This window comes from Bordetella pseudohinzii (assembly GCF_000657795.2).
In the GTDB taxonomy this organism is placed as follows: Bacteria; Pseudomonadota; Gammaproteobacteria; order Burkholderiales; family Burkholderiaceae_B; genus Bordetella; species Bordetella pseudohinzii.
Genome location: NZ_JHEP02000004.1, coordinates 290,142 through 313,626 on the forward strand (window position 1 = coordinate 290,142; position 23,485 = coordinate 313,626).

Consider the following 23,485-nt stretch of genomic DNA (forward strand, 5'->3'; position numbering starts at 1 on the left):
GTCCTTGGGGCCCCGTCCCGACCATGAAGCGTTTGCTGGCCACCTTCTATGTACTCGGACTGACCATGGTGGTGTTCGCCCTGACCATGCTCATCCCGCTGGGCGTGGCCTGGGTGGGCGAGGATGGCGGTCTGCGCGCCTTTGCCGAGGGTTTCGGCATCGCCATGGGCATAGGCGCGGGGGTGTGGCTGGTAACTCACCGCTGGCGCAGCGAACTGCACGCGCGCGACGGCTTTCTGCTGGTGTCCATCGTCTGGGCCGGTCTGCCCCTGTTGGCGGCCATTCCGCTGCTGCTCTACTACAGCCAGATCGGCCAGCCCCTGTCCTTCACGCACGCTTATTTCGAGGCCATGTCGGGCCTGACGACAACGGGCGCGACCGTCCTCACGGGGCTGGATCACCTGCCGCCCTCCATCAATCTCTGGCGGGCCACCCTTATCTGGATCGGCGGCATGGGCATCCTGGTGCTGGCCGTGGCCATCTTGCCCCTGCTGGGGGTGGGCGGCCACCAGGTGGTGCGCGCCGAGACGCCGGGGCCCATGAAGGACGAGCGCCTCACCCCGCGCATCGCCAGCACGGCCAAGGCGCTCTATGCCGTGTATTTCGGATTCTCCATCCTCTGCTTCCTGGCCTACCGCGCCGTGGGGCTGTCCTGGTTCGACGCCTGGGCCCATATGGCGACCACGATGGGGCTGGGCGGCTTCTCCACCTACGACGAGGGCTTTCTCAAGTTCGACTCCGTGCCGGTTGAAATCGTGGCCATCGTCTTCATGCTGATCTCGGGCATCAATTTCGCCACGCATTTCAATGCCTTGCGCCAGCGCAGCTTGCGTCCTTATCTGTCCTGCCCGCAAACCATCCCCTACCTGGCCGTGGTGCTGGGCACGGGGCTGGTGATTTCGGTCTATCTCTTTCTCAAGCATGTCTACACCGATCCGTTGCAGGCCTTGCGCTACGGCATGTTCAACACCGTTTCGGTGGCCACGACCACGGGCTACGCCAACACCGACTATGCGGCCTGGCCGCTGTTCGCGCCGCTGACCATGCTGCTGCTGTCGGCCTTCGCCACCTCGGCCGGATCGACCGGCGGGGGCATCAAGATGATCCGGGTCATGCTGCTCATCAAGCAGGCGCGCAACGAACTCATCACCATGCTGCATCCGCATGCCGTCAGCCCGGTGCGTATCGGCAGCCGCATCGTCGATCAGCGGGTGATGTTTTCGGTCCTGGCCTTCATGCTGGTCTACGGCTTGTCGGTCGGTGTGCTCAGCAGCCTGCTGCTGCTCTCGGGCCTGGACCTGACCACGGCTTTTTCAGCCGTCATGGCCATGATCAACAATACCGGGCCGGGCCTGGGCGTGCTGGGCCCCATGGGCCACTACGGTGTGCTGAGCGACTTCCAGGTCTGGGTATGCACGTTCGCCATGCTCATCGGGCGTCTGGAGCTGCTGACGGTGCTGGTGCTGTTCACCCCCTGGTTCTGGCGCAAATAAGGCGCTGCGCGGGGCGGCGCCGCATCCGTAACCAGCGGCAAACGCTTACCTCGCCGGGGTTTTGTAACGGCCATTTTGCCCTGGTGCAAACCCCAGGCCAGGGTTTTCCCTGGCGTCGATTTTTACCAATATCGACGGGGCTCTGGAGCTCCCATGGCCGGCCGAGGCCCGCCAATCCTTGTGTGTGAGTGCTCGCTATCATCGACCTCAGAGAGCGATTTGCGTGATGTTGCTATGTGTCTGATAAATGTCACGAATTTCAATCTTTTTGCCACAAAGTGGCGGCTATCATGCAAGCACCAGACGCCGTCACGCACCCCCCGGGAAGCATCCGGGCTTCAAGGTCAAACGGCGCATCCCTCAAACAGCAATCACAAGGAGTCGGAGATGGAACAAATCCCGTTCGTTTCCTCGTCCCCCAACACCTTGGGCATTGAACTGGAACTCCAACTGATCGATCCGGCAAGCTTCGATCTGACGGCGGCTTCCGACGAGCTGCTCGCCCAGTTGGCCAATCACCCCGTGGCCGACCGCGTCAAACCCGAAATCACCCGCTCGATGATCGAGCTCAATTCTTCCGTCCATGAACATCCGGCCGGTCTGCTGGCCGAGATGCGCGAGATGCGCGATGCCCTGTGCGAGGCGGCCGATGCCGTGGGCGTCGGGGTCTCCGGCGGCGGCACCCACCCCTTCATGCGCTGGCAGGAGCGCGCCATCTCCGACACGCCGCGCTTTCAGTACCTGGCCGAGATGTACGGCTACCTGGCGCGCCAGTTCACGGTCTTCGGCCAGCATATCCACCTGGGCGTGCCTTCGGGCGATGCCGCCATCCGGCTGGTCCACGGTTTGTCGCCCTATGTGCCGCACTTCATCGCGCTGTCGGCGTCCTCGCCCTATCGCGAGGGCGTGGACACCTTGTTCTCCTGCGCCCGCCTCAACGCGGTCAACAGCTTCCCGCTGGCCGGCCATATGCCGCCCGAGGTGAGCGACTGGTATCGCTTCGAGGCTCACTTGGCCGAGCTGCGCGACAGCGGTCTGGCCGAAAGCATCAAGGATCTGTATTGGGATATCCGTCCCAAGCCCGAGTTCGGCACGGTCGAGATCCGGGTCTGCGACACGCCGCTGACGGTCGAGCGCGCCTGCCAGCTGGGCGCTTTCGCCCAGGCGCTGGCGGTGCTGCTCGGCCGCGAGCCCGCCCCTTCCGCCAAAGCCTGGCTGGCGTATCGCAGCAATCATTTCCAGGCCTGCCGCTTCGGCCTGCACGGCAGCTACGTCACGCCCGACGGGCAGCGCTTGCGGCTATCCGATCACCTGAAGCAGCTGTTCGAGCGTCTGATGCCGGTGGCCGAAGAACTGGGCACCACCGATATGCTGCAGGCTCTGCGGGATGAAGTCTTGCGCGGCGGCAACGATGCCCGCTGGCTGCGCAGCCAGTTCCATCGCAGCCGCGAACTGCCCGCCATGGTCGAGGCCATGACCCGCGTTTTTCGCGGCGAGCCGGCGGAGCTGCCCCGCCCGGCCGAGGCGGCGCGCCGCCGCGTCCGCGCCAACTCGGAGCCCGTCGCCACTGCGCTGGCGTCCACGGACCCGTCCGCGCTATGGCCGGATCGCCTGCACTGAGCGTTTAGCGGCCGGCGCGCCGGCCGCCGATCGCGCTGACCGACAGCCGGGTCTCGCCCGGAGCGGCGCGGTGCGCGGCGGCCCGCCAGGCGTGCCCATAGGCCACTTCGATCGTCAATGAAATCCGGCCATCGGCGCCCCGCTGGTCTTGCAGCGCGGCGCACAGGCGGTCGCGCCAGGCCCGGCCGGCCAGGCCGGCGCGGCGCCCGCGCGCCGGATTGCCGCCCAGGGCGCGGACGTCCTGCAGCAGCTTCTCGGGCGTGGCATAGGTCAGGGTCAGGATTTCCTGGTCCATGACCGGGTCGGCAAAGCCGTTCTCGACCAGCAGGTCGCCAAAATCGTGCATGTCCACAAAGGCCGGCGTGGCGGTGGCCAGCCCCGCCGCGTCCAGGGCGCCGCGCAGCTCGCGCAGCGTGGCCGGGCCCAGACAGGAGAACATGGCCAGGCCGCCCGTGCGCAGGACGCGCCGCCATTCCGCCAGCACCGCGTGCGGCGCCGGATGCCAGTGCAGGGCCAGGTTGGACCAGACCAGGTCCAGCGACTCGGGCGCCAGGCCGGTGGCGGCGATATCGGCTTGCACGAACTGGATCGGCGGCTTGCCGCGGCCGGTCAGCTTGCCCACCAGGGCCGACAGGCCCGCGGGCTGGAAGCGCTGGCGCGCGATCGCCAACAGGGGCGCGCAGTGATCCAGCCCCGTGTAGGCGGCCTGCGGATAGCGCTCGCGCAGCAGCGGCAGGTTGTCGCCCGCGCCGCAGCCGGCGTCCAGCATGGCCTGCGGCTGCAGGCGGATATAGCCCAGCCTGCCCATCATGCGGCTGGCGACCTCCCCATAGAGAAACTGCGCCTGCGCCAGGTCGCCGCGCCGGGCGAACTGGCGGCTGACGTCCAGGGGGTTGATGGGCAGGTCGGGAAGTGACGATGGCTGGGACATAAGCATGCAGTGGCGGGCGGCAGGCGCGCGCCGGTATGTTGAGATGGCGGACTCAGCGTTCGCCGCCGACATTATGGCCCATCCTCCATCCGTCCCCTGGTATAAGCCCTGCCGGCTGTCATGGCGTTGGATCACCGACTGCCCCCTGTGCGGGGGCCGGGCCGTGGATGGCCGGCTCTGCCATGGCTGCGCGCGCGATGTCACGGCCTCCATGCGCGGCCAGGCCGCGCGTTGCCCGGCCTGCGCGGCGCTCCTGCCCCGGACAGGCGGCCCGCTATGCGCGTCTTGCCTGCGGCGGCGGCCCCGTTTCGGCGTCTGCGTGGCGGCTTTCGATTACGCATTCCCGGGCGATGGCCTCGTCCAGGCCTATAAGCGGCAGGGCCGGCTGGGCCTGGCGCGGGCCCTGGGCCTGTTGATGGCGGGAGCCTGGCGGCGCCGGGGCAGGGCCGGCGCCGTGGTGCTGGTGCCCGTGCCCGCTTCGCCGGCCGCCTTGCGGCGGCGGGGATTCAACCCGGCGGCCGAGCTGGCCGGCGTGGCGGCGCAAGGCCTGGGCCTGCCGCTGCGGCGCCAGGGCCTGCGCCGGGCGGGCTTGCGCGCCCCGCAAAGAGGGCGCGGGCGCCGGGCGCGCTGGCGCGGTCTGCGCGGCCTGTTCGTCGCCGACGCCGCGCTCGCGGGCCGCGACGTCCTGCTGGTCGATGACGTGGTCACCACGGGCGCGACCGCGCATGCGGCCGCGCTGGCCCTGCGCCGCGCCGGGGCGCGCTGCATCGGCATCCTGGCCGCGGCCCGCACGCCAGCGCCGGGCTGGCACAATACTCCCTGAATGCCGCCCGGCACCCATTGTCTTCATCATGTTCCACGTCATCCTCGTCTGCCCCGAAATCCCGCCCAACACCGGCAACGCCATCCGGCTTTGCGCCAATACCGGCGCGCAACTGCACCTGGTGCGGCCGCTGGGTTTCGAACTGGATGACGCGCGCCTGCGCCGCGCCGGCCTGGATTATCACGAGTGGCAGCCCATGCGGGTCCATGATGATCTGCCTGCCGCCCTGGCGGCCACGGGCGCGCCGGCCGGCCGCATCTTCGCCATGACCACGCAGGGCGCGCGCAGCGCCGCCGGCATGCAATACCAGCCTGGCGATGTCTTTGTCTTCGGCAGGGAGACCGCCGGCCTGTCGCCCGAGCATGTGGCGCTGTTCGCGCCCGCGCAGCGCCTGCGCCTGCCCATGCGGCCCGGCCAGCGCAGCCTCAACCTGTCCAATGCCGTGGCGGTGACGGTGTTCGAGGCCTGGCGCCAGCAAGGCTATGCGGGCGGCGAATGAACAAGGGGCCCGAGGGCCCCTTGTTCATTCGCTCAGTCCAGCGACAGGTTCAGGCTTTCGATCACGCGGTCCCAGCGCGCTTTCTCGTCGCGGATGCGCTGCGTGAGCGCTTCGGGCGTGGACGGCGCCGGCGTGAAGTACTGCAGCAGCAATTGCTTGCGCACGGCCTCGCTGCCGATGATGCGGGCCAGCTCGCTATTGAGCCGCTCGATGATGGGCGTGGGCGTGCCGGCCGGCGCCAGGATGGCGTTCCAGGAAATGGCCTCGAAACCCGGATAGCCTTGCGAAGCCATGGTCGGGATGCCGGGCAGGGCGTCGCTGGGCTCCAGGCTGGTGATGGCCAGCGCCTTCACGCGGCCGTCCTTGACCTGCGGCATGGCGATGGCCGGCACCATGAAGCCCGCCTGCACGTCGCCGCCGATGATGGCCGAGATCACTTGCGGAAAGCCCGGATAGGGGATCTGCGTCAGGTCGATCTTGGCTTCCTGTTTGAACATCTCCATGGCCAGGTGGGCCGAGCTGCCCGGGCCGACCGAGCCGTAGTTCAGCGTGCCGGCGCGCGTCTTGGCCAGCTTCACGAAATCCTGCAGATTGTCGGCGCCCAGCTTGGCGGGCACGGTCAGCACATTGGGGCTGGTGGCCACCAGGGTGATGGGCGCCAGGTCCTTGAGCGGGTCATAGCCCAGGGTGCGCTTGTATAGCGTGGGGGCGGTCACCAGCGGCCCATTGATCGTGTAGAGCAGGGTGTAGCCGTCGGGCTTGGCCTGCGACACGAGGCGCGTGCCGATGTTGCCGCCCGCGCCAGGCTTGTTATCCACCACGATGGACTGCTGCAAGGCCTGCGACAGCGGCTCGGCGATGGTGCGGGCCAGCAGGTCGGGCGACGAGCCGGGCGGGAAGGGCACCACCAGGTGGATGGGGCGTTCGGGCCAGGCCGCGTGCGCGGCCAGCGGCAGCACAACGCTGGCCAGGCCCAGACCCAGGCCGCAGCGCAGGCGGCCGAACAGGCGTGCGAAAGACATGGAAGACTCTCCTCGGGGGTTGTTGTTGTAGACGCGCGTGAATGTGGGGGAGGCGGGGGCTCGGCCTCAGCGGGTGGGGTCGGAGGGGCCGAGGCCTTCCTGGCGCGCCTCGCGCGCCAGCAGGGCGGAAACGGCGGTCATGGGCGCCACGCCCTCGAACAGCACGGCGCACACGGCTTCGGTGATGGGCAGTTCGACGCCCAGCGAGCGCGCCCGCGCCAGGGCGGCCCGGGCGCAGCGCACGCCCTCGGCGGTGACGCCGCTGGCCAGGATGTCCTCGAGCTTGCGGCCGGCGCCGATCTCCAGGCCCACGCGGCGATTGCGCGACAGGTCTCCGGTGGCGGTCAGCACCAGGTCGCCCAGGCCCGTCAGGCCGGCAAAGGTGTCGGCGCGCGCGCCCAGCGCCGCGCCAAAGCGCGTCATCTCGGCCAGGCCGCGGGTGATAAGGGCGGCGCGGGCATTGGTGCCCAGCGCCAGGCCATCCGAAATCCCGCAGGCCACGGCGATGACATTCTTCAGGGCGCCGCCCACCTCGACGCCGGCCACGTCCTGGCTGGCGTAGACGCGCACCGCGCCGCCATGCAGGGCGGCGGTGGCCCTGCGGGTGACGCGCGCGTCATCGCTGGCCACCGTGAGCGCCACGGGCAGGCCCTGGGCGACTTCGCGCGCGAAGGAGGGTCCGGACAGCACGCCGCAGGCCAGCCCGCTCATGCCGGCGGCGGCCTGCCGGGCGATTTCGTGCGGCAGCCGGGCGGTATCGGTTTCGAAACCCTTGCAGGTCCAGACAATGGGCGTGCCGGCCATGCCCAGCGCCGGCAGGCGCCGGGCCAGCTCGGCCATCATGGCGCTCATGCCGGCCACGGGCACGCCAAGGATGATGAGGGCGTGGTCGGGATCACTGCCCAGGAAAGCCAGGGCCTGGTCCAGGTCGGCGCTGAATTGCAGCGCGGCCGGCAGGGCCACGCCCGGCAGATATCGGGTGTTTTCGCGCTCGGCCTCCAGGCGCTGGGCCTGGGCCGGATCGCGCGCCCACAACAGGGTGGGGTGGCGGCGGGCGGCCGCCGCCGCCAGGGCCGTGCCCCAGCTGCCCGCGCCGAGAACGGCGACGCGCAGCGCGTGGGCAGGGGGGCGGGCCATGGCGGGAGGGACTTACTGGCGAGTGGCGCCGGGCGGCAGGATGATGCCGGATTCCGCGCCGTTGGGCTTGTCTTGCTGCTGGGCCATTTCGGCCAGGCGTTGCTCGTACAGGGCCTGGAAGTTGACCTCGGTCAGGTGCAGGGCCGGCAGCGAGCTGCGGGTGATCACATCGGCCACGTTGGCGCGCAGATAGGGGTAGAGCATGGTCGGGCAGACAATGCCCAGGATGGGGTCCATCTGCTCGGGCGGGATATTGGCCAGTTCGAAGATGCCGGCCTGCGTGGCTTCGACCAGGTACAGGACCTTGTCGTTGACGCGGGTGGTGACGGTCACGGTGACGGTCGATTCGAAGACCGTGTCGGCCAGGCGCTGGCCGCCGACATTGATGGTCACTTCGACGGCCGGGCCTTCCTGTTCCAGGAAGATGTGCGGCGCATTCGGCATTTCCAGCGACAGGTCTTTCAGGTAGACGCGCTGAAGATTGAAGGCGGGCGCATCGGAGCCGGCTTGCTGGGTGTTTTGGTCCTGATCGGCCATGAGAGATTCCGGTTTTAGGGTTGTAAGGCTTGAGAGAAGCCGTTGGCGGTTGCCGTCAGCCGTTTAACAAGGGGAGCAGACCACCGGCGCGGTCCAGCGCCTGGAGATCGTCGCAGCCGCCTACGTGGGTGTCGCCGATGAAAATCTGCGGCACCGTGCGGCGGCCCGTGCGTTCGATCATGGCGTCGCGCTGGGCGGGTTCGCGATCGATCTGGATTTTTTCGATGTCGGTGACCCCGCGTTGACGCAGCAAAGCTTCCGCCCGGGCGCAGTACGGACAGTAGTCCTTGCTATACATAACAACTTTTTGCATGGCTTCCCTCCATCGAAAGCAATATAGGACCCATTAATGGGCCTGAGGCTTGCAGTATTAGCCTTTTTGCGTGACAGGCAGATTGGCCGCGTACCAGGCGCGCATGCCGCCTTCCAGCGTCTTGACGTCGGTCAGGCCCAGGGCCTTGAGGCGCTGGGCGATGCGCGGCGCATTGCGGCCCTGCTCGCAGACCACGATGAGCGGCTTGTTCTTGGGCAGCGCGGCCGCCTTCTTTTCGAGCTCGTCGGCCGGCACGCTGCGTGCCTGGGCAATATGGCCGGCCTGGAACTGCTCGGCCGCGCGCACGTCGACCCAGACGGCGCCTTGCTGGTTCACCAGCTGGATGGCCGAGGTGGTGTCCAGGGCCGAGCCGCCGCGGCCCTTGCGCAGGCCGGTCACCAGGAGCATGGCTCCCGAGGCCAGCGCCACGGCCACGATGAAGATATTGTTCTTGTCGATCAAAAATTGCAGAAAATCCACGAGACATCCTGAAGTGCGGCGCCCTGGACGCCCGGATTTCCGACGCGCGGCGTCGGGTCGGGCGGCTTTGGGGCCAGATGGCGACGGCCCGGCAGCATACCGCGCCGGGAGGGCTAAGCCTGGGGCAAAATCAGTCAATTATAAAATGAGCCTATTGTTCACCTCCAACCTGCGCGATTTGCGCCATTGACCATGTACAAACTCGTCCTCATGCGCCACGGTGAAAGCCAGTGGAATCTGGAAAACCGCTTCACCGGCTGGACCGACGTCGACCTGACCGAAACCGGCCGCGAACAGGCCCGCAAGGCCGGCGAACTGCTCAAGCGCGAAGGGTATGTGTTCGACCTCGCCTACACCTCGGTGCTCAAGCGCGCCATCCGCACCCTGTGGATCGCCCTGGACGCCATGGACGCCATGTATACCCCGGTCGGCGTGAACTGGCGCCTGAACGAGCGCCACTACGGCCAGCTGCAGGGCCTGAACAAGGCCGAGACGGCCGCCAAGTTCGGCGACGAGCAGGTGCTGATCTGGCGCCGCGCCTATGCGATCGCGCCCGAACCCCTGGACCTGGACGATCCCCGCCATCCGCGTTTTGACAGCCGCTACGCCAAGATCCCGGCCGAGCAGCTGCCCGCCACGGAGTGCCTGCAGGACACCGTGGCCCGCGTGCTGCCCTTCTGGAACGAGTCCATCGCGCCGGCCATCCGGTCGGGCCGCCGCGTCCTGATCGCCGCCCACGGCAACAGCCTGCGCGCCCTGATCAAGCACCTGGACAATATTTCGGATGACGACATCGTCGGCGTGAATATTCCCACCGGCCAGCCCCTGGTCTACGAACTGGACGAGAACCTGCGCCCGATTCGCCATTACTATCTGGGCGATGCGGCCGAAATCGAAGCGGCGATGGCCGCCGTGGCCGCGCAAGGTAAGGCAAAGAAGGACTGATTGCATGCGGTTCGCAGCGGGTTTGCTGGGTTTGGCCGTCGCGGCGTGGGTGCCGCTGGCGGCGCAGGCGGCGCCAGGCGATCTGGCCAACCGCCAGTCGGAGGCCGAACGCCAACAGGCGGCGCTGCGCAACCGCATCGATTCCTTGCAAAAATTGATCGATGAGCGCGAGGCCGCCCGCAAGGAAGCGGCCGACGCGCTCAAGGCCTCCGAGTCCGCGATTTCCTCGATCAACCGGCGGCTGCGTGAACTGGCGGACAGCAGCCGGCTGGCCGAGGGCGACCTGGCCTCGCTCGAAAAGCAGATCGCCCACCAGACCGAGGTCTTGCAGCAGCGGCGCACCCAGCTGGCCGGCCAGCTCAAGGCCCAATATACGAGCGGCTTGTCGCCCTGGACCGAGCTGCTCTCGGGCGGCGATCCCCAGGAGCTTGGCCGCAATCTGGGCTATCTGGAATATGTCTCCCGGGCCCGCGCCCAGGCGGTGACCGAAGTGCGGCAGGACATCGACCGCCTGACCGCCCTGCAAAAGCGCGCCGACGCCCGGCGCGAGGACCTCCAGCGCCTGACGGCCGAGACCGCCAACGAGAAGCAGGATCTGGTGGCGCAGCAGAAAGAGCGCGCCACCCTGCTGGCAAAATTAGAGGGGCAGATAGAAGCGCAGCGCGCCGAGGCGACCCGCCTGGGCCGTGACGACCAGCGTCTGTCCCGTCTGATCGACGACCTGGGCGTGGCCATCACCCGGCAGGCCGAAGAAGAAGCCCGCCGCCGCGCCGCCGAGGAAGCCCGGCGCAAGGCCGAAGAAGCCCGCAAGGCCGAAGAGGCCCGCCGGGCCGAGGAGGCGCGCAAGGCGGAACTGGCCCGCAAGGCCGAAGAAACCCGCCGGGCCGAGGCCGCCCGCAAGGCCCAGGAGGCCCGGCGCGAGGCCGACGAGGCCGCACGCGTGCGCCAACAGGCCGAGGCGGCGGTCGAGCGCGGGCGCGGCCCCTCCGTGGTGGCCGACCCCGAAGGCGCCGGCCTCAAACCGGCCGATACCACCCATCCGCGCTTGGTCGAGCCGCGTGAACCTGCCGCGGCCAAGCCGGTCCAAACAGCAAAGCCCGAACCCGAAGCGCCCGCCCGGCCCGCCGCGCGCGAAGACGCGCGGCCCCTGGTGGGCGGCGGCAGCGGCCTGCGCCGCGGCCTGCCGCCGCCGGTGCGCGGGCAGGTACAAGGCCGATTCGGCGTAAGCCGCCCCGATGGCGGCGTCTGGCGCGGTATCGTTCTGCGCGCCCCGGAGGGCACGGCGGTCAAGTCCGTGGCGCCCGGCACCGTGGTCTACGCGGAATGGCTGCGCGGTTTCGGCAATCTGATCATCGTGGATCATGGCCAGCAATACCTGACGGTCTACGCTTACAACCAGAGTCTGCTCAAACGGGTGGGCGACCGCGTGGCAACGGGAGATACTATTGCTACAGTGGGGGCTACCGGCGGTCAGGTGGAATCGGGCCTATACTTTGAAATTCGCCACAGTGGCGCCCCGGTGGATCCAGCTCAGTGGCTGGCCCAATAAATCGGGCATCAAAATCAGGATGTGTGCATGAGCACTCGCAAGTTTCGCGGTTTCGGTCTGGTCGCCACGGGCATCGTGGCAGGCATACTGCTGAGCGTGGGCGTCACCGCGGTCGCACAGCGGGGCAGCCCCTTGCCACTGGACGAATTGCGCCAGCTGACCAATGTCTTTGCCGCGATCAAGAACAACTACGTTGAGCAGGTCGACGACAAGACCCTGATCAGCAATGCGATCTCGGGCATGGTGTCCAACCTTGACCCGCATTCGGCCTATCTCGATGCCGACGCCTTCCGCGAGATGCAGACGGCCACGCAGGGCGAATTCGGCGGCCTGGGCATCGAGGTCGGCGCCGAAGACGGCTTCGTCAAGGTGATCTCCCCCATCGAAGACACGCCGGCCGCGCGCGCCGGCATCATGGCCGGCGACCTCATCATCAAGATCGACGACACCCCGACCAAGGGCATGTCGCTCAATGACGCCGTCAAGCTGATGCGCGGCAAGCCCAAGTCGCCGATCACGCTGACCATCATGCGCGCGGACCGCCCGCAGCCCATCGTGGTCAAGATCGTGCGCGACATCATCAAGGTGCGCAGCGTGCGCAGCAAGATGCTCGACGACGGCGTGGCCTATGTGCGCATCGCGCAATTCCAGGAAAAAACCGGTCCGGACCTGGCCCGCCACCTGAACGAACTCGGCGCCAAGGGCGCGCCCAAGGGCCTGGTGCTCGATCTGCGCAACGACCCGGGCGGCCTGCTGACCAGCGCCATCGGCGTGGCGGGCGCCTTCCTGCCGCCCGACGAGCTGGTCGTCTCCACCGATGGCCGCACGCCGGATTCGCGCCACAAGTATCTGGCCACGCCGTCGGAATTCGCGCGCGGCGAAGGCAATTACCTGAGCGGCCTGCCGGGCTGGACCAAGACCGTGCCCATGGTGGTGCTGGTCAATGTCGGTTCGGCCTCGGCCTCCGAGATCGTGGCCGGCGCGCTGCAGGATCACAAGCGCGCCAAGGTGCTGGGCAATCGCACCTTCGGCAAGGGCTCGGTCCAGGTCATCCTGCCGCTGTCCGAAACCACGGCGGTCAAGCTCACCACCTCGCGCTACTTCACGCCCAGCGGCCGTTCCATCCAGGCCACCGGCATCGAGCCCGACTACGTCGTGGCCGACACGGCCGATGGCGATCTGTTCCGCCTGCCGCGCGAGGCGGACCTGCAGCGCCATCTGTCCAACCAGCAAAGCCCCAACTCCGAAGTGAAGTCCGATCCCGGCGAGAACCCCGACACGCCCGCGGGCAAGGTGTTCGAGTTCGGCGGCAAGGACGACTTCCAACTGCTGCAGGCCATCAACCTGCTGCAGGGCAAGCCGGTCCAGAAGGGATCGGCCCGGGCCCAGGCCAAGGCCGATATCAAGCCCAATGTTTCGGGGACGACCCAGCGCATGACCATCACGCCGTCCGGAGTCGAACCCGCCGGCAAGAAATGAACGATCAGCAGCTGCTGCGCTATGCCCGGCACATCCTGCTCGACGATCTTGGCATCGAAGGGCAGGAACGCTTCCTGGCGGCAAAAGTCCTGATCATCGGCGCGGGCGGGCTGGGCTCGCCCGCGGCGCTTTACCTGGCCACGGCCGGCATCGGCCACATCACGCTCGTGGACGACGACATCGTCGAGCTGTCCAATCTGCAGCGCCAGATCCTGCACACCACCGCCAGCCTGGGCCGGCCCAAGGCCGAGTCCGGGCGCGACATGCTGGCGGCCTTCAATCCCGAGATCGAGGTCCAGGCCAGGGTGGAGCGCCTGCAGGGCGAGGCCATGGCCCAGGCCGTGGCGGCCGCCGATATCGTCCTGGATTGCTGCGACAACTTCGCCACCCGCCATGCCATCAACCGGGCTTGCGTGCGGCATCGCAAGCCCCTGGTCTCGGGGGCGGCCATCCGCTATGACGGCCAGGTCAGCACCTATGACCTGCGGCGCGACGACGCGCCCTGTTATCACTGCCTTTTTCCCGAATCCGACGAAGCCGAAGACATCAACTGCGCCACCACGGGCGTGCTGGCCCCGCTGGTGGGCATCATCGGCGCCACGCAGGCCGCCGAGGCGCTGAAGCTGGCCGCGGGCCTGGGCGAGACCCTGGCCGGCCGCCTGCTGCAGCTGGACGTGCGCAGCATGCGATGGCATAGCGTCAACGTGCCCCGCGACCCCGACTGTCCCGTCTGCCGCCAGCGCTGAGCCGATCGCCCGCCCAGGCCAGACCGCCAAAAGTTATCAGATAACCTGAAATCTTTAGGGCTATAATCCGCCCATGCAGACCAGGACACTGACCGAGCAGGTCTCCCTCCAATTGGCCGACGAGATCGGCCGCGGCCGATATGCGGTAGGCGACAAACTGCCTTCGGGCCGGGCGCTGGCCGAGCGCTACGGCGTGAGCGCGGCCGTGATACGCGAGGCGACCGAGCGCCTGCGCGCCCAGGGCCTGGTGCGCACGCGCCAGGGATCGGGATGCACGGTGATTGCTCGCACGGGCGCGCAGGGTTTTCAGGTGCCGCTGGACGTCGGTCTGGATCGCGCGGCCCTGGGCGCGGTCTACGAACTGCGCATGGACCTGGAGGCGGGCGCGGCGGCGCTGGCGGCCCGGCGCCGCGATGCGGCCGATCTCCAGGCCATGCAGGCCGCGTTGTCGGCGCTTGAGCGCCATCTCGAAGACCCGGTGCAGGGCAGCGAGCATGACGTCGCCTTTCACCTGGCGATCGCCAGCGCCACGCACAACGACCACTATCGCCGCCTGCTGCAATACCTCAATCTGCAATTGCGCCAGGCGGTCACCGCCGCGCGCGCCAATACCGCCCGCCAGCAAGGCCTGGCCCGCGCCGTGCATGGCGAACACATCGCCGTCTTCGAAGCCATACTGGCGGGCGATGCCGGCGCGGCCCGCGACGCGGCATTGCGCCACCTGCGCAATGCCGCCGGCCGGCTGCAACTCGATCTCTCTCTTACCGCTTGAAGCCATGAGCCAGAACACTTTTGCCGAACGCTTGACCGCCGCCCTGGGCCCCGATGTGGTGTTCACGCGGCCCGATGATATTGCTCCCTGGCTTGCCGATTGGCGCGGCATGTACAAGGGCCAGGCCCAGGCCGTGCTGCGGCCGCGCACAACCGAAGAGGTCTCGCGCGCCCTGGCCTTGTGCCAGGCCGAAGGCGTGCCGGTGGTGCCGCGCGGCGGCAATACCGGCCTGTGCGGCGCGGCCACGCCGGACGCCTCGCCGGCCAACGTGGTCCTGAGCCTGGACCGCATGAACGCCATCCGTTCCATCGACACCATCGCCAATACCCTGGTGGCCGAGGCCGGCTGCATCCTCGGCAATCTGCGGCGCGCCGCCCAGGAGGCCGGACGGCTCCTGCCCCTGAGCCTGGCGGCCGAAGACTCCAGCCAGATCGGCGGCAATGTGGCCACCAATGCCGGCGGCGTCAACGTCGTGCGCTACGGCATGACGCGCGAACTGGTCCTGGGCCTGGAGGCGGTGCTGCCCACCGGCGAAATCTTCCACGGCCTGCGCACGCTGCGCAAGGACAACACCGGCTATGACCTCAAGCAGCTGCTGATCGGTTCGGAAGGCACGCTGGGCGTGATCACCGCCGTGGCGCTGCGGCTGTTTCCGCGCACCGATGTGCGCACGGTCGTCCTGGCCGCGGTGGAATCGCCCGCGCAGGCGCTGTCGCTCTACGAGCGGTTGTTCCAGGCCTGCGGCGCGCGGCTGCAAGCGTATGAATTCTTCACCGGAGATTGCCTGGACCTGGTGCTGCGGCACGCCGAAGGCGTGCAGGAGCCTTTTGCCCAGCGCTACCCGGGCTATGTGCTGATGGAGCTGGCCGACACAGAGGACGAAGCCGCCTTGACGGCCCTGCTCGAAAAGGTGATCGGCCAGGCGCTGGAAGACGGCCTGTGCCTGGATGCCGCGGTATCGGCCTCGTTGGCGCAGCTGCAGGCCTTGTGGAAGCTGCGCGAGGAAATCTCCGAGGCGCAGCGCGCCGACGGCCCGCATCTGAAGCACGATGTTTCGCTGCCCATCGAGACAATCCCCGCATTCATGGAAAGCGCCCAGCAAAGGGTGCGGGAGCTTGATCCCGGCATCCGTTTTTATATCTTCGGGCATTTCGGCGACGGCAATCTACACTACAACCTGTCACGCCCGGAAGGCGCCCCGCGCGAATGGGCGGCCCGCGACGGCGCGCGCGTGACCGACGCCGTGCTCGACGAGGTCCATCGTTATGGCGGCAGCATCAGCGCCGAGCATGGCATCGGGCAGCTCAAGCGCGAGCATTTCCTGCATACCAAGGATCCACTGGAGCTGCGCCTGATGGCGGGCATCAAGCGTCTGGTGGATCCGGCCGGGATCATGAATCCCGGCAAACTGCTGTAATCCCCACGGCAAGGCGGGCCTTTCGGGGGCCATGCCTTGCGTGGCGGCAATAATAAATCCAGCGGGCCAGGGCCCGCCTCATTCCAAAGGTAGAGAAGACATGCATGCGAATTACATCGGCGGCGCCTGGGTGGAAGGCACCGACGCCCGGCCGAATATCAATCCGTCCAATCTGGCCGATGTCATCGGCCACTATGCGCAGGCCGATGCCGCGCAGACGCGCCAGGCCATCGACGCCGCCGTCGCCGCATCGCGCGAATGGGCGCATGCCACCGGCCAGCGCCGCGCCGATGTGCTTGACGCCGCCGGCAGCGAGATCCTGGCGCGCCGCGAAGAGCTGGGCCGCCTGCTGGCCCGCGAAGAGGGCAAGACCCTGCCCGAAGCCATCGGCGAGGTGGTGCGCGCGGGCAATATCTTCAAGTTCTTCGCCGGCGAAGCCATGCGCATTCCGGGCGAGAAGCTGCCCATGGGCCGCCCGGGCATCGATGCCGAGATCACCCGCGAACCCGTGGGCGTGGTGGGCATCATCGCTCCCTGGAACTTCCCCATCGCCATTCCGGCCTGGAAGATCGCGCCGGCCCTGGCCTATGGCAACACCGTGGTGTTCAAGCCGGCCGATCTGGTGCCGGGCAGTGCCTGGGCCCTGGCCGAGATCCTCAGCCGCGCCGGGCTGCCCGCCGGCGCCTTCAACCTGGTGATGGGCCGCGGCACCGTCGTGGGCCAGGCCATCCTGAGCGATGCCCGCGTCAATGCCATCAGCTTCACCGGCTCGGTGTCCACCGGCCGCCGCGTGCTGGAGGCCGCCATGCCGCGCATGGCCAAGGTGCAGCTCGAAATGGGCGGCAAGAATCCCATGGTCGTGCTGGACGACGCGGACCTCAAGGTGGCCGTCGAGGCCGCCGTCAACGGCGCTTTCTTCTCCACCGGCCAGCGCTGCACGGCGTCCAGCCGCCTCATCGTGCAAAAAGGCATCTACCCGCGCTTTGTCGAAGCCGTGAAGGCCCGCCTCGAAGGCCTGAAGATCGATGATGCGCTCCTGCCCGGCACCGACATCGGCCCGGTGGTCGACCAAAGCCAGCTCGACCAGGACCTGAACTACATCGCCATCGGCCGCGATGAAGGCGCGCGCCTGGCCGCGGGCGGCGAACGTGTCAAACGCGCCACCGAAGGCTTCTTCCTCACGCCGGCGCTGTTCACCGATTGCAGCAACGCGATGCGCATCTGCCGCGAAGAGATCTTCGGGCCTGTCGCCGCCGTCATTCCGGTCGACAGCTTCGAGGAGGCCCTGGCCGTGGCCAACGACACCGAGTTCGGCCTGTCGGCGGGCATCTGCACCACTTCGCTCAAATACGCCGCGCAGTTCAAGCGCGAAGCCCAGTCCGGCATGGTCATGGTCAATTGCGCGACGGCCGGCGTGGACTACCACGTGCCCTTTGGCGGCCGCAAGGCGTCGAGCTATGGCCCGCGCGAGCAGGGCCGTTATGCCGCCGAGTTCTACACCACGGTCAAGACCGCCTACACGCAGGCCTGAGCGCCCGCGCGCGACAAAGGCCGCCTCTTTCGAGGCGGCCTTTTTTCATGGGGCCCCTAGCCGGCTTGCGGTTCGCCGCGGGTCTTCCACAGCGAGTACAGGATGCCGGCGGCGATCAGGCCGAAAGTCACCGACAGCGACAGGGTGGCGGGCACCTTGCCCACCAGGCCGTGCAGGAAGATCTTGCCGCCGATGAACACCAGCACCAGCGCCAGGGCGTACTTCAGGTAATGGAAGCGGTGTATCAGGGCCGAGAGCGCGAAGTACAGCGCGCGCAGGCCCAGGATGGCGAAGATATTGCTGGTGTAGACGATGAAGGGGTCGGTCGTGATGGCGAAGATCGCCGGCACCGAATCCACCGCGAACAGCAGGTCCACGAACTCGATCAACACCAGGGCCAGCAGCAGCGGCGTGGCAAAGCGCGTCTTGCGCTGGGTCGCCGGGTCGGTTTCCACCACCGTGAAGGCGCTGCCGCGCAGGCCGTCGGTCACGCGCATGCGGCGCTTGAGGAACTTGAGGATGGCGTTGTTCTCGATGTCGGGCGCTTCATCCACCATGCGCCACATCTTGATGCCGGTATAGACCAGGAAGGCGCCGAACAGATACATCACCCAGCCGAATTGGCTCACCAGCGCCGTGCCCAGGCCGATCATGATGGCGCGCAGGATGATGACGCCGAGAATGCCCCAGAACAGCACGCGGTGCTGGTAGCGGCGCGGGATGGCGAAGTAGGTAAAGATCAGCGCGATCACGAAGACGTTGTCCATGGACAGCGATTTCTCGATCAGAAAGCCCGTGTAATAGGCCATGCTGCTCTCGGCGCCCATCTGCCACCAGATCCAGCCGCCAAAAGCCAGCGCCGCGGCGATATAGCCGGCCGACAGCAGCAGGCTCTCGCGCACGCCGATCTCGCGTTCTTCTTTGTGCAGCACGCCCAGGTCGAAGGCCAGCAGGGCCACGACCACGCCCAGAAACAGCAGCCAGCTCCAGACCGGCGTGCCCAGGAAATCGTTTAGAAAGAAAGTCATCAAGGCATCCATGGCTTCGTCTTGGAAGCCTGCCATCTTCCGGACTTGGGGTCTGCGTATAAATCAGCCTGAAATTGAGTTATGGTTCGAAAAAATCGAAGTGAAATCCCATGCTCAACTACCGCCATCTCTACTATTTCTGGGCCGTGGCCAAGGAAGGAGGCTTCGCGCGCGCCGCCGAGCGCCTGGACATGGCCATCCAGACCATCAGCGCCCAGGTGCGCGAGCTTGAGCGCAGCCTGGGGCATCAGTTGCTCAAGCCGGCCGGGCGCGGCGTGGCCCTGACCGAGGCGGGCGAGGCGGCGTTCGCCCGCGCCGAGGAGATCTTCCAGATTGGCCAGCAGCTGGCCGACGATGTGCGCGCGGCCGCCACCCGGCCCATGATGCGCCTGGCCATAGGCTTGTCCGACGGCATTTCCAAGCTGGCCGTCCATGCCCTGCTGGGCCCCATCCTGGACACGCCCGACCTGCGCCTGACCTGTCATGACGGCGAGGTCGATGAGCTGCTGGGCGAGCTCACCCGCCATCACCTCGACCTGGTGCTCACGGGCCAGGGCGCGCCGCCCAATCCCAATCTGCGCCTGACCAGCGAACGCCTGGTCTCCTCGCCGGTGGATTGGTATGGGCCGGCGCGCTGGGTGCGTCGCGCCGATGTCGCGGCCTTTCCGCGCGCGCTGGCGCGTTTGCCGGTCCTGCTGCCCACCGGGCATTCCGTGTTGCGCCAGACCCTGGACCGCTGGTTCGAGGAGCAGGGCATCGTGCCGCAGATCGTGGCGGAATTCGAAGACAGCGCCCTCATGGCCGTCTTCGCCGCGCGTGGGCTGGGCGTCTTCCCCTTGAGCCGCATGGGCGGGGAGGACGTGCGCTTGCTCAATGGCCTGCGCCCCTTGGGCCGCTGCGAGGATGTCCACGAGGAAATCCATGCCATCCGCACCCGGCGCGGGCAGCAGCATCCGCTGGTGCAGCGCATACTTGCACAAGCCCGGACTTCGGTTTTTTCGTAGTTATCATCCTGTGAGGTCTGGTTTTTCAGGGGTCTCGACGCCCCTATGCTGGCGTTTTTCCGGAGCTGTCATGAAGAAACTCATCTGGCTGTCCTTTGCCGTGCTGGCCGGCCTTTGGACCCTCGCCATCTGGCTATTGCTGCGCCTGAGCGACTGGATGCTGGGCGCGGTCGCCCAGGCGAGCCTGCCCGGCGCCGCCGCCCAGGCGCCCGACTGGGCCGGGCCCTGGATGGACGGCCCCTGGATGCCCATGCTGCAGCAAATGCTGCTGGAACTGGCCCAGGCGGCCAACGCCGTGCTGCCCATGGCCGGCGGCCTGTCGGCGGTGATCGCCCTCGTGGCCTGGGTCTTCTGGGGCTGCATCATCTTGGGCCTGCTGGCCGTGGCGGCCTGCCTGCATTGGCTGGCGTCCAGAAAAAAAGCCGCCCCGTGAAGGGGCGGCTCCAGGGACCGTGGCCGGCCGCTTAACTGCGGTGATAGACCTCGGCGCCCTTTTTCACGAACTCGACCGCCTTTTCCTGCATGCCCTGGGTCAGGGCCTGCTGCTCCGACAGGCCCTGGCTGGCCGCGTAGTCGCGCACATCCTGCGTGATTTTCATGCTGCAGAAGTGCGGGCCGCACATCGAGCAGAAGTGCGCCACCTTCATCGAGTCCTTGGGCAGGGTCTCGTCGTGGAACTCGCGCGCGGTGTCGGGATCCAGGCCGAGGTTGAACTGGTCGTCCCAGCGGAACTCGAAGCGCGCCTTGGACAGCGCATTGTCGCGCACGGCGGCGCCGGGATGGCCCTTGGCCAGATCGGCGGCGTGGGCGGCGATCTTGTAGGTGATGATGCCGTCCTTGACGTCCTTCTTGTTGGGCAGGCCCAGGTGCTCCTTGGGCGTGACATAGCAGAGCATGGCGGTGCCATACCAGCCGATCAGCGCCGCCCCGATGCCCGAGGTGATGTGGTCATAGCCCGGCGCGATGTCGGTGGTCAGCGGCCCCAGGGTATAGAAGGGCGCCTCATGGCAGTGCTCCAGCTGCAGCTCCATGTTCTCCTTGATCATCTGCATGGGCACATGGCCCGGGCCTTCGATCATGACCTGGACGTCGTGCTTCCAGGCGACCTGGGTCAATTCGCCCAGCGTCTTGAGCTCCGCGAACTGGGCCTCGTCGTTGGCGTCGTAGCCCGAGCCCGGCCGCAGGCCGTCGCCCAGCGAGAAGCTGACGTCATAGGCCTTCATGATTTCGCAGATTTCCTCGAAGCGCTCATAGAGGAAGCTCTCCTTGTGGTGCGCCAGACACCACTTGGCCATGATGGAGCCGCCGCGCGAAACAATGCCCGTCATGCGGTCGGCCGTCATGGGAATGAAGGGCAGGCGCACGCCGGCGTGGATGGTGAAATAGTCCACGCCCTGTTCGGCCTGCTCGATCAGCGTGTCGCGGAAGATCTCCCAGGTCAGTTCCTCGGCCTTGCCGTCCACTTTTTCCAGCGCCTGGTAGATGGGCACCGTGCCGATGGGCACGGGCGAATTGCGGATGATCCATTCGCGCGTTTCGTGGATGTGCTTGCCGGTGGACAAGTCCATGACGGTATCGCCGCCCCAGCGGATGGCCCAGGTCATTTTTTCGACTTCTTCGCCGATGCCCGAGCTCACGGCCGAATTGCCGATGTTGGCGTTGATCTTCACCAGGAAGTTGCGGCCGATGATCATCGGCTCGATTTCGGGGTGGTTGATGTTGGCCGGGATGATGGCGCGGCCGCGCGCGATCTCGTCGCGCACGAACTCAGGCGTGATGGCGGCCGGGATGGCCGCGCCGAAGGACTGGCCCGGGTGCTGGCGCAGCAGGCGGCGGGCCATTTTCTCGCCCTCGGGGCCGCTGGCGCGCAGCGATTCCAGGTATTGCTCGCGGCGCAGGCTTTCGCGGATGGCGACATATTCCATTTCCGGCGTGACGATGCCGCGGCGGGCATAGTGCATCTGCGTCACGTTGGCGCCGGCCTTGGCGCGCCGCGGCGGGCGGCGCAGGTCAAAGCGCATGGCCGTCAGCTTGGGGTCTTCCAGGCGCGCGCGGCCGTATTCGCTGGTCGGGCCGTCCAGGACCTCCACGTCGCCGCGCTCGTCTATCCATTGCCGGCGCAGTTCCGGCAAGCCGCGGCGGATATCGATCCGGGCTTGCGGATCGGTGTAGGGGCCGCTGGTGTCGTAGACGGTCAGGGGAGGGTTGTGCTCGCCGCCGAACATCGTCGGCGTGTCTTGCTGTTCGATTTCACGGAACGGCACGCGGATATCGGGCCGGGAACCGACTTCGTAGACTTTGCGGGATTTGGGAAGCGGGGCGACGGCGGCCGCGTCGACCTCGGCCGTGGCGGCCAGGAACTTCGGGTTGGCATTCATGGAAAGCTCCAAAGAAAATGGAGCCGAATCGGGATCTCCTTCCCGAGGGGGCAAGCCCCCGGGAAGGACGCTCCCAGCATCGGCATTATCCGTACTGGTACGAAGGGACTCTCTCAACACGCGCGCCCCGTGGCGCGCGAGTACCCCTGCGTGAAGCGCAGTATAGGCCGTATTGGGTCTTTACATCTGGAAGCAGTCCGGCGTGAAGCCGCGTAATATGGCCCTGTAAACTTTCCCCCTGGGCCAGGCCAGGCCCTCCTGGCATGACAGCCAACCTCAGAAGGAATCCATCATGCAACTGACTATGCGAAAACTTGCACCGGCAGCCTTGATCGCGGTCTTGGCGCTGGCGGGATGCGCGGCCCCGAAGGGGGGAGACAAGGCGGCCGCGGGCAGCGGCCAAGGCACGACGGCCGCGTCGAGCCAGGCGGCCACCAGCCCCGCGGTCGAGTTCTACATCGCCACGACCGACGCCGATCCCTCCTTGACGCCGGTCAAGGTGGCCGACGGCACGCTCTATCTGCAGCGCATGCCGGTGCTCACCCGCGCCGACCTGACCGAAGCCCAGGCGCTCGTGGATCGCCAGGGGCAGAACTTCGTCGGCCTGCGCTTTAGCGAGGCCGGCACGCGCAAGCTGACCGACGTCAGCACGCAGAACGTGGGCAAGATGCTGGTGTTGGTCATCGACCGCGAACTCATCGCCGCGCCGCGCATCGCCGAGCCCCTGAACAAGGGCGTGCTCGCCTTCGGCGTGCCCTCGGCCAATGCCGCGACCTCCATTGCCGCCAGGATCCGCGGCGAAGCCGAGCCCGCGGCCGCGCCGGCCGCCACGCCGGCTGCGCCCAAGCGCTAAGGCAAGGCGCTCGCCGCCTCAAGGCCCGCCTTTACCGGCGGGCTTTTTCATGGCGTCATCTTCTGGCGGCCATTCCAGGCAGGCCGTGATGTAGGTGTGAATCAGCCGGTCCAGGATGAACTGATCGCGCGGATGCAAGGCCGGCGCCTCGGGCGCGGGCTCATGCAGCTCCGTCGCCATCCTGGGATCGCGCGGGCCGTTGCCTGTCTCCAGCCAATCGAGGTTGACGTGCAGCGCCCGCGCCAGCCGGCGCGTCGCGCGGCTGCTATGCCTGCGGCCGCTTTCATAGCTGGCGATGGCGCTTTGTGAAAGGCCCGCCACACGTGCCAGGGCCTGCTGCGTGTAACCCCGTAATACGCGCGCTTCTCTCAATCTGTCTGAAAAGGTGTTCACGCCGGGATTGAAGCCTGAGCCACGCTTACCTTGGTGTTCAAATCAAGCACATACGTGATTGACGGGGGTTGAAGCGCGGGTGAACCGGACGCAGCGTAGTCACGACAATCGGCGGACCGTCAGGTCAGCGGGCCTTCCTGGGGCGGGAAGGCTGGCCGGATTCGGCCTGGCAAGCCTCAATGAAGCTGCGGACCGTGTTCTCCAGCAGGCGCTGGTCGCGCTTGGACAGCGCGGCGATATGCGCCGGCGTCACCGTCCGGAAGGGCCAGGGTGTGCTGTTGCCCAGGGTTTCGGGCTGGGGTTCGGCCAGCGAGGGGCCGGGATCCATCGGGCCTCGGCCCATTTCGAGCCAGTCCAGGCTGACATTCAACACCAGCGCCAGGCGTCGGACCGAACGGCTGCTCAAGCGCTGGCTGGTTTCGTAGCTGCCAATGGCGCTTTGCGACAAACCGCAAGCACGAGCGAGATCCTGCTGGGTGTAACCCCGCAATGCACGCGCCTGTCTCAATCGGTCTGAAAAAGTCTTCACAGGCTG

Annotated in this window: 24 protein-coding genes; 14 read left to right on the forward strand and 10 right to left on the reverse strand. The window is 67.4% G+C overall.

The genetic code is table 11. The features are described from left to right. Positions 1-23 precede the first annotated feature (23 nt). Together L540_RS07905 and L540_RS07910 are read left to right on the forward strand one after the other, a co-directional pair. Complete coding sequence (locus L540_RS07905; RefSeq protein WP_043206927.1) at positions 24-1,493, forward strand: TrkH family potassium uptake protein; 1,470 nt, start codon at positions 24-26, stop codon at positions 1,491-1,493. Between the two features lie 387 nt (positions 1,494-1,880). Next, entirely contained in the window at positions 1,881-3,113 is a 1,233-nt protein-coding gene (locus L540_RS07910) for a YbdK family carboxylate-amine ligase (protein ID WP_043206925.1), read from the forward strand. Between the two features lie 4 nt (positions 3,114-3,117). Here the strand turns inward: L540_RS07910 and L540_RS07915 are convergent, their stop codons facing one another. After that, entirely contained in the window at positions 3,118-4,044 is a 927-nt protein-coding gene (locus tag L540_RS07915) for a methyltransferase domain-containing protein (RefSeq protein WP_043206922.1), read from the reverse strand. 73 nt (positions 4,045-4,117) lie between these two features. Between L540_RS07915 and L540_RS07920 the strand changes: the two genes are divergently transcribed. Further along, positions 4,118-4,867 carry a ComF family protein gene (locus L540_RS07920; RefSeq protein WP_414734119.1) on the forward strand — a complete coding sequence of 250 codons (750 nt, stop codon included), beginning with the start codon at positions 4,118-4,120 and terminating at the stop codon, positions 4,865-4,867. A 28-nt stretch (positions 4,868-4,895) separates the two neighbouring features. Next, the gene (locus L540_RS07925) at positions 4,896-5,366 is read left to right on the forward strand and encodes a tRNA (cytidine(34)-2'-O)-methyltransferase (protein WP_043206920.1); all 471 of its coding nucleotides are present in this window, start codon (positions 4,896-4,898) and stop codon (positions 5,364-5,366) included. Between the two features lie 32 nt (positions 5,367-5,398). On the opposite strand, the gene L540_RS07930 is transcribed toward L540_RS07925, so the two are convergent. The 5 genes from L540_RS07930 to L540_RS07950 all read right to left on the reverse strand — a co-directional run bounded on the left by L540_RS07930 (position 5,399) and on the right by L540_RS07950 (position 8,855). Beyond that, a complete protein-coding gene (locus L540_RS07930; protein WP_043206918.1) occupies positions 5,399-6,388 on the reverse strand; it encodes a Bug family tripartite tricarboxylate transporter substrate binding protein in 990 nt (329 codons plus the stop codon). Positions 6,389-6,454: 66 nt separating this feature from the next. Continuing rightward, on the reverse strand, positions 6,455-7,525 hold the full coding sequence (locus L540_RS07935; RefSeq protein ID WP_043206914.1) for an NAD(P)H-dependent glycerol-3-phosphate dehydrogenase: 1,071 nt from the start codon (positions 7,523-7,525) through the stop codon (positions 6,455-6,457). Positions 7,526-7,537: 12 nt separating this feature from the next. Beyond that, entirely contained in the window at positions 7,538-8,062 is a 525-nt protein-coding gene (gene secB / locus L540_RS07940) for a protein-export chaperone SecB (RefSeq protein WP_043206912.1), read from the reverse strand. Positions 8,063-8,117: 55 nt separating this feature from the next. Then, entirely contained in the window at positions 8,118-8,375 is a 258-nt protein-coding gene (gene grxC / locus L540_RS07945) for a glutaredoxin 3 (protein ID WP_029577923.1), read from the reverse strand. Positions 8,376-8,432: 57 nt separating this feature from the next. Then, entirely contained in the window at positions 8,433-8,855 is a 423-nt protein-coding gene (locus L540_RS07950; protein WP_043206910.1) for a rhodanese-like domain-containing protein, read from the reverse strand. Positions 8,856-9,047: 192 nt separating this feature from the next. On the opposite strand from L540_RS07950, the gene gpmA reads away from it, so the two are divergent. From gpmA to L540_RS07985, 7 genes are all read left to right on the forward strand, one after another. Beyond that, the gene (gene gpmA / locus L540_RS07955; protein ID WP_043206908.1) at positions 9,048-9,800 is read left to right on the forward strand and encodes a 2,3-diphosphoglycerate-dependent phosphoglycerate mutase; all 753 of its coding nucleotides are present in this window, start codon (positions 9,048-9,050) and stop codon (positions 9,798-9,800) included. Positions 9,801-9,804: 4 nt separating this feature from the next. Continuing rightward, positions 9,805-11,349 (forward strand): murein hydrolase activator EnvC family protein, encoded by a 1,545-nt coding sequence (locus L540_RS07960; protein ID WP_043206907.1) that lies wholly within the window; start codon positions 9,805-9,807, stop codon positions 11,347-11,349. A gap of 27 nt (positions 11,350-11,376) precedes the next feature. After that, complete coding sequence (locus L540_RS07965) at positions 11,377-12,828, forward strand: S41 family peptidase (RefSeq protein ID WP_043206905.1); 1,452 nt, start codon at positions 11,377-11,379, stop codon at positions 12,826-12,828. Beyond that, entirely contained in the window at positions 12,825-13,574 is a 750-nt protein-coding gene (locus L540_RS07970) for a HesA/MoeB/ThiF family protein (protein ID WP_043206903.1), read from the forward strand. Before L540_RS07965 ends, L540_RS07970 begins: the two co-directional genes overlap by 4 nt. 73 nt (positions 13,575-13,647) lie before the next feature. Then, complete coding sequence (locus tag L540_RS07975) at positions 13,648-14,346, forward strand: FadR/GntR family transcriptional regulator (RefSeq protein WP_043206901.1); 699 nt, start codon at positions 13,648-13,650, stop codon at positions 14,344-14,346. Between the two features lie 4 nt (positions 14,347-14,350). After that, positions 14,351-15,763, forward strand: coding sequence for an FAD-binding oxidoreductase (locus L540_RS07980; RefSeq protein WP_043206899.1), 1,413 nt, complete (start codon positions 14,351-14,353; stop codon positions 15,761-15,763). 100 nt (positions 15,764-15,863) lie between these two features. Beyond that, entirely contained in the window at positions 15,864-17,294 is a 1,431-nt protein-coding gene (locus L540_RS07985; RefSeq protein WP_043206897.1) for an aldehyde dehydrogenase family protein, read from the forward strand. A 56-nt stretch (positions 17,295-17,350) separates the two neighbouring features. On the opposite strand, the gene L540_RS07990 is transcribed toward L540_RS07985, so the two are convergent. Then, positions 17,351-18,334: a TerC family protein gene (locus L540_RS07990; protein ID WP_043207356.1), complete on the reverse strand. Its 984-nt coding sequence runs from the start codon at positions 18,332-18,334 to the stop codon at positions 17,351-17,353. Between the two features lie 98 nt (positions 18,335-18,432). Between L540_RS07990 and L540_RS07995 the strand changes: the two genes are divergently transcribed. Both L540_RS07995 and L540_RS08000 read left to right on the forward strand, forming a co-directional pair. Next, positions 18,433-19,326 (forward strand): LysR family transcriptional regulator, encoded by an 894-nt coding sequence (locus L540_RS07995; protein WP_043206896.1) that lies wholly within the window; start codon positions 18,433-18,435, stop codon positions 19,324-19,326. Between the two features lie 70 nt (positions 19,327-19,396). Continuing rightward, positions 19,397-19,759 (forward strand): hypothetical protein, encoded by a 363-nt coding sequence (locus tag L540_RS08000; protein ID WP_043206894.1) that lies wholly within the window; start codon positions 19,397-19,399, stop codon positions 19,757-19,759. Positions 19,760-19,790: 31 nt separating this feature from the next. On the opposite strand, the gene thiC is transcribed toward L540_RS08000, so the two are convergent. Next, positions 19,791-21,704 carry a phosphomethylpyrimidine synthase ThiC gene (gene thiC / locus L540_RS08005; RefSeq protein WP_043206892.1) on the reverse strand — a complete coding sequence of 638 codons (1,914 nt, stop codon included), beginning with the start codon at positions 21,702-21,704 and terminating at the stop codon, positions 19,791-19,793. Between the two features lie 292 nt (positions 21,705-21,996). Between thiC and L540_RS08010 the strand changes: the two genes are divergently transcribed. After that, a complete protein-coding gene (locus L540_RS08010; protein WP_043206890.1) occupies positions 21,997-22,557 on the forward strand; it encodes a SecDF P1 head subdomain-containing protein in 561 nt (186 codons plus the stop codon). Positions 22,558-22,575: 18 nt separating this feature from the next. Here L540_RS08010 and L540_RS08015 read toward each other — a convergent pair whose 3' ends face one another. Beyond that, positions 22,576-22,950, reverse strand: coding sequence for a helix-turn-helix domain-containing protein (locus L540_RS08015; protein ID WP_068945298.1), 375 nt, complete (start codon positions 22,948-22,950; stop codon positions 22,576-22,578). A gap of 124 nt (positions 22,951-23,074) precedes the next feature. Beyond that, on the reverse strand, positions 23,075-23,479 hold the full coding sequence (locus L540_RS08020; protein ID WP_082149576.1) for a helix-turn-helix domain-containing protein: 405 nt from the start codon (positions 23,477-23,479) through the stop codon (positions 23,075-23,077). Positions 23,480-23,485 lie beyond the last annotated feature (6 nt).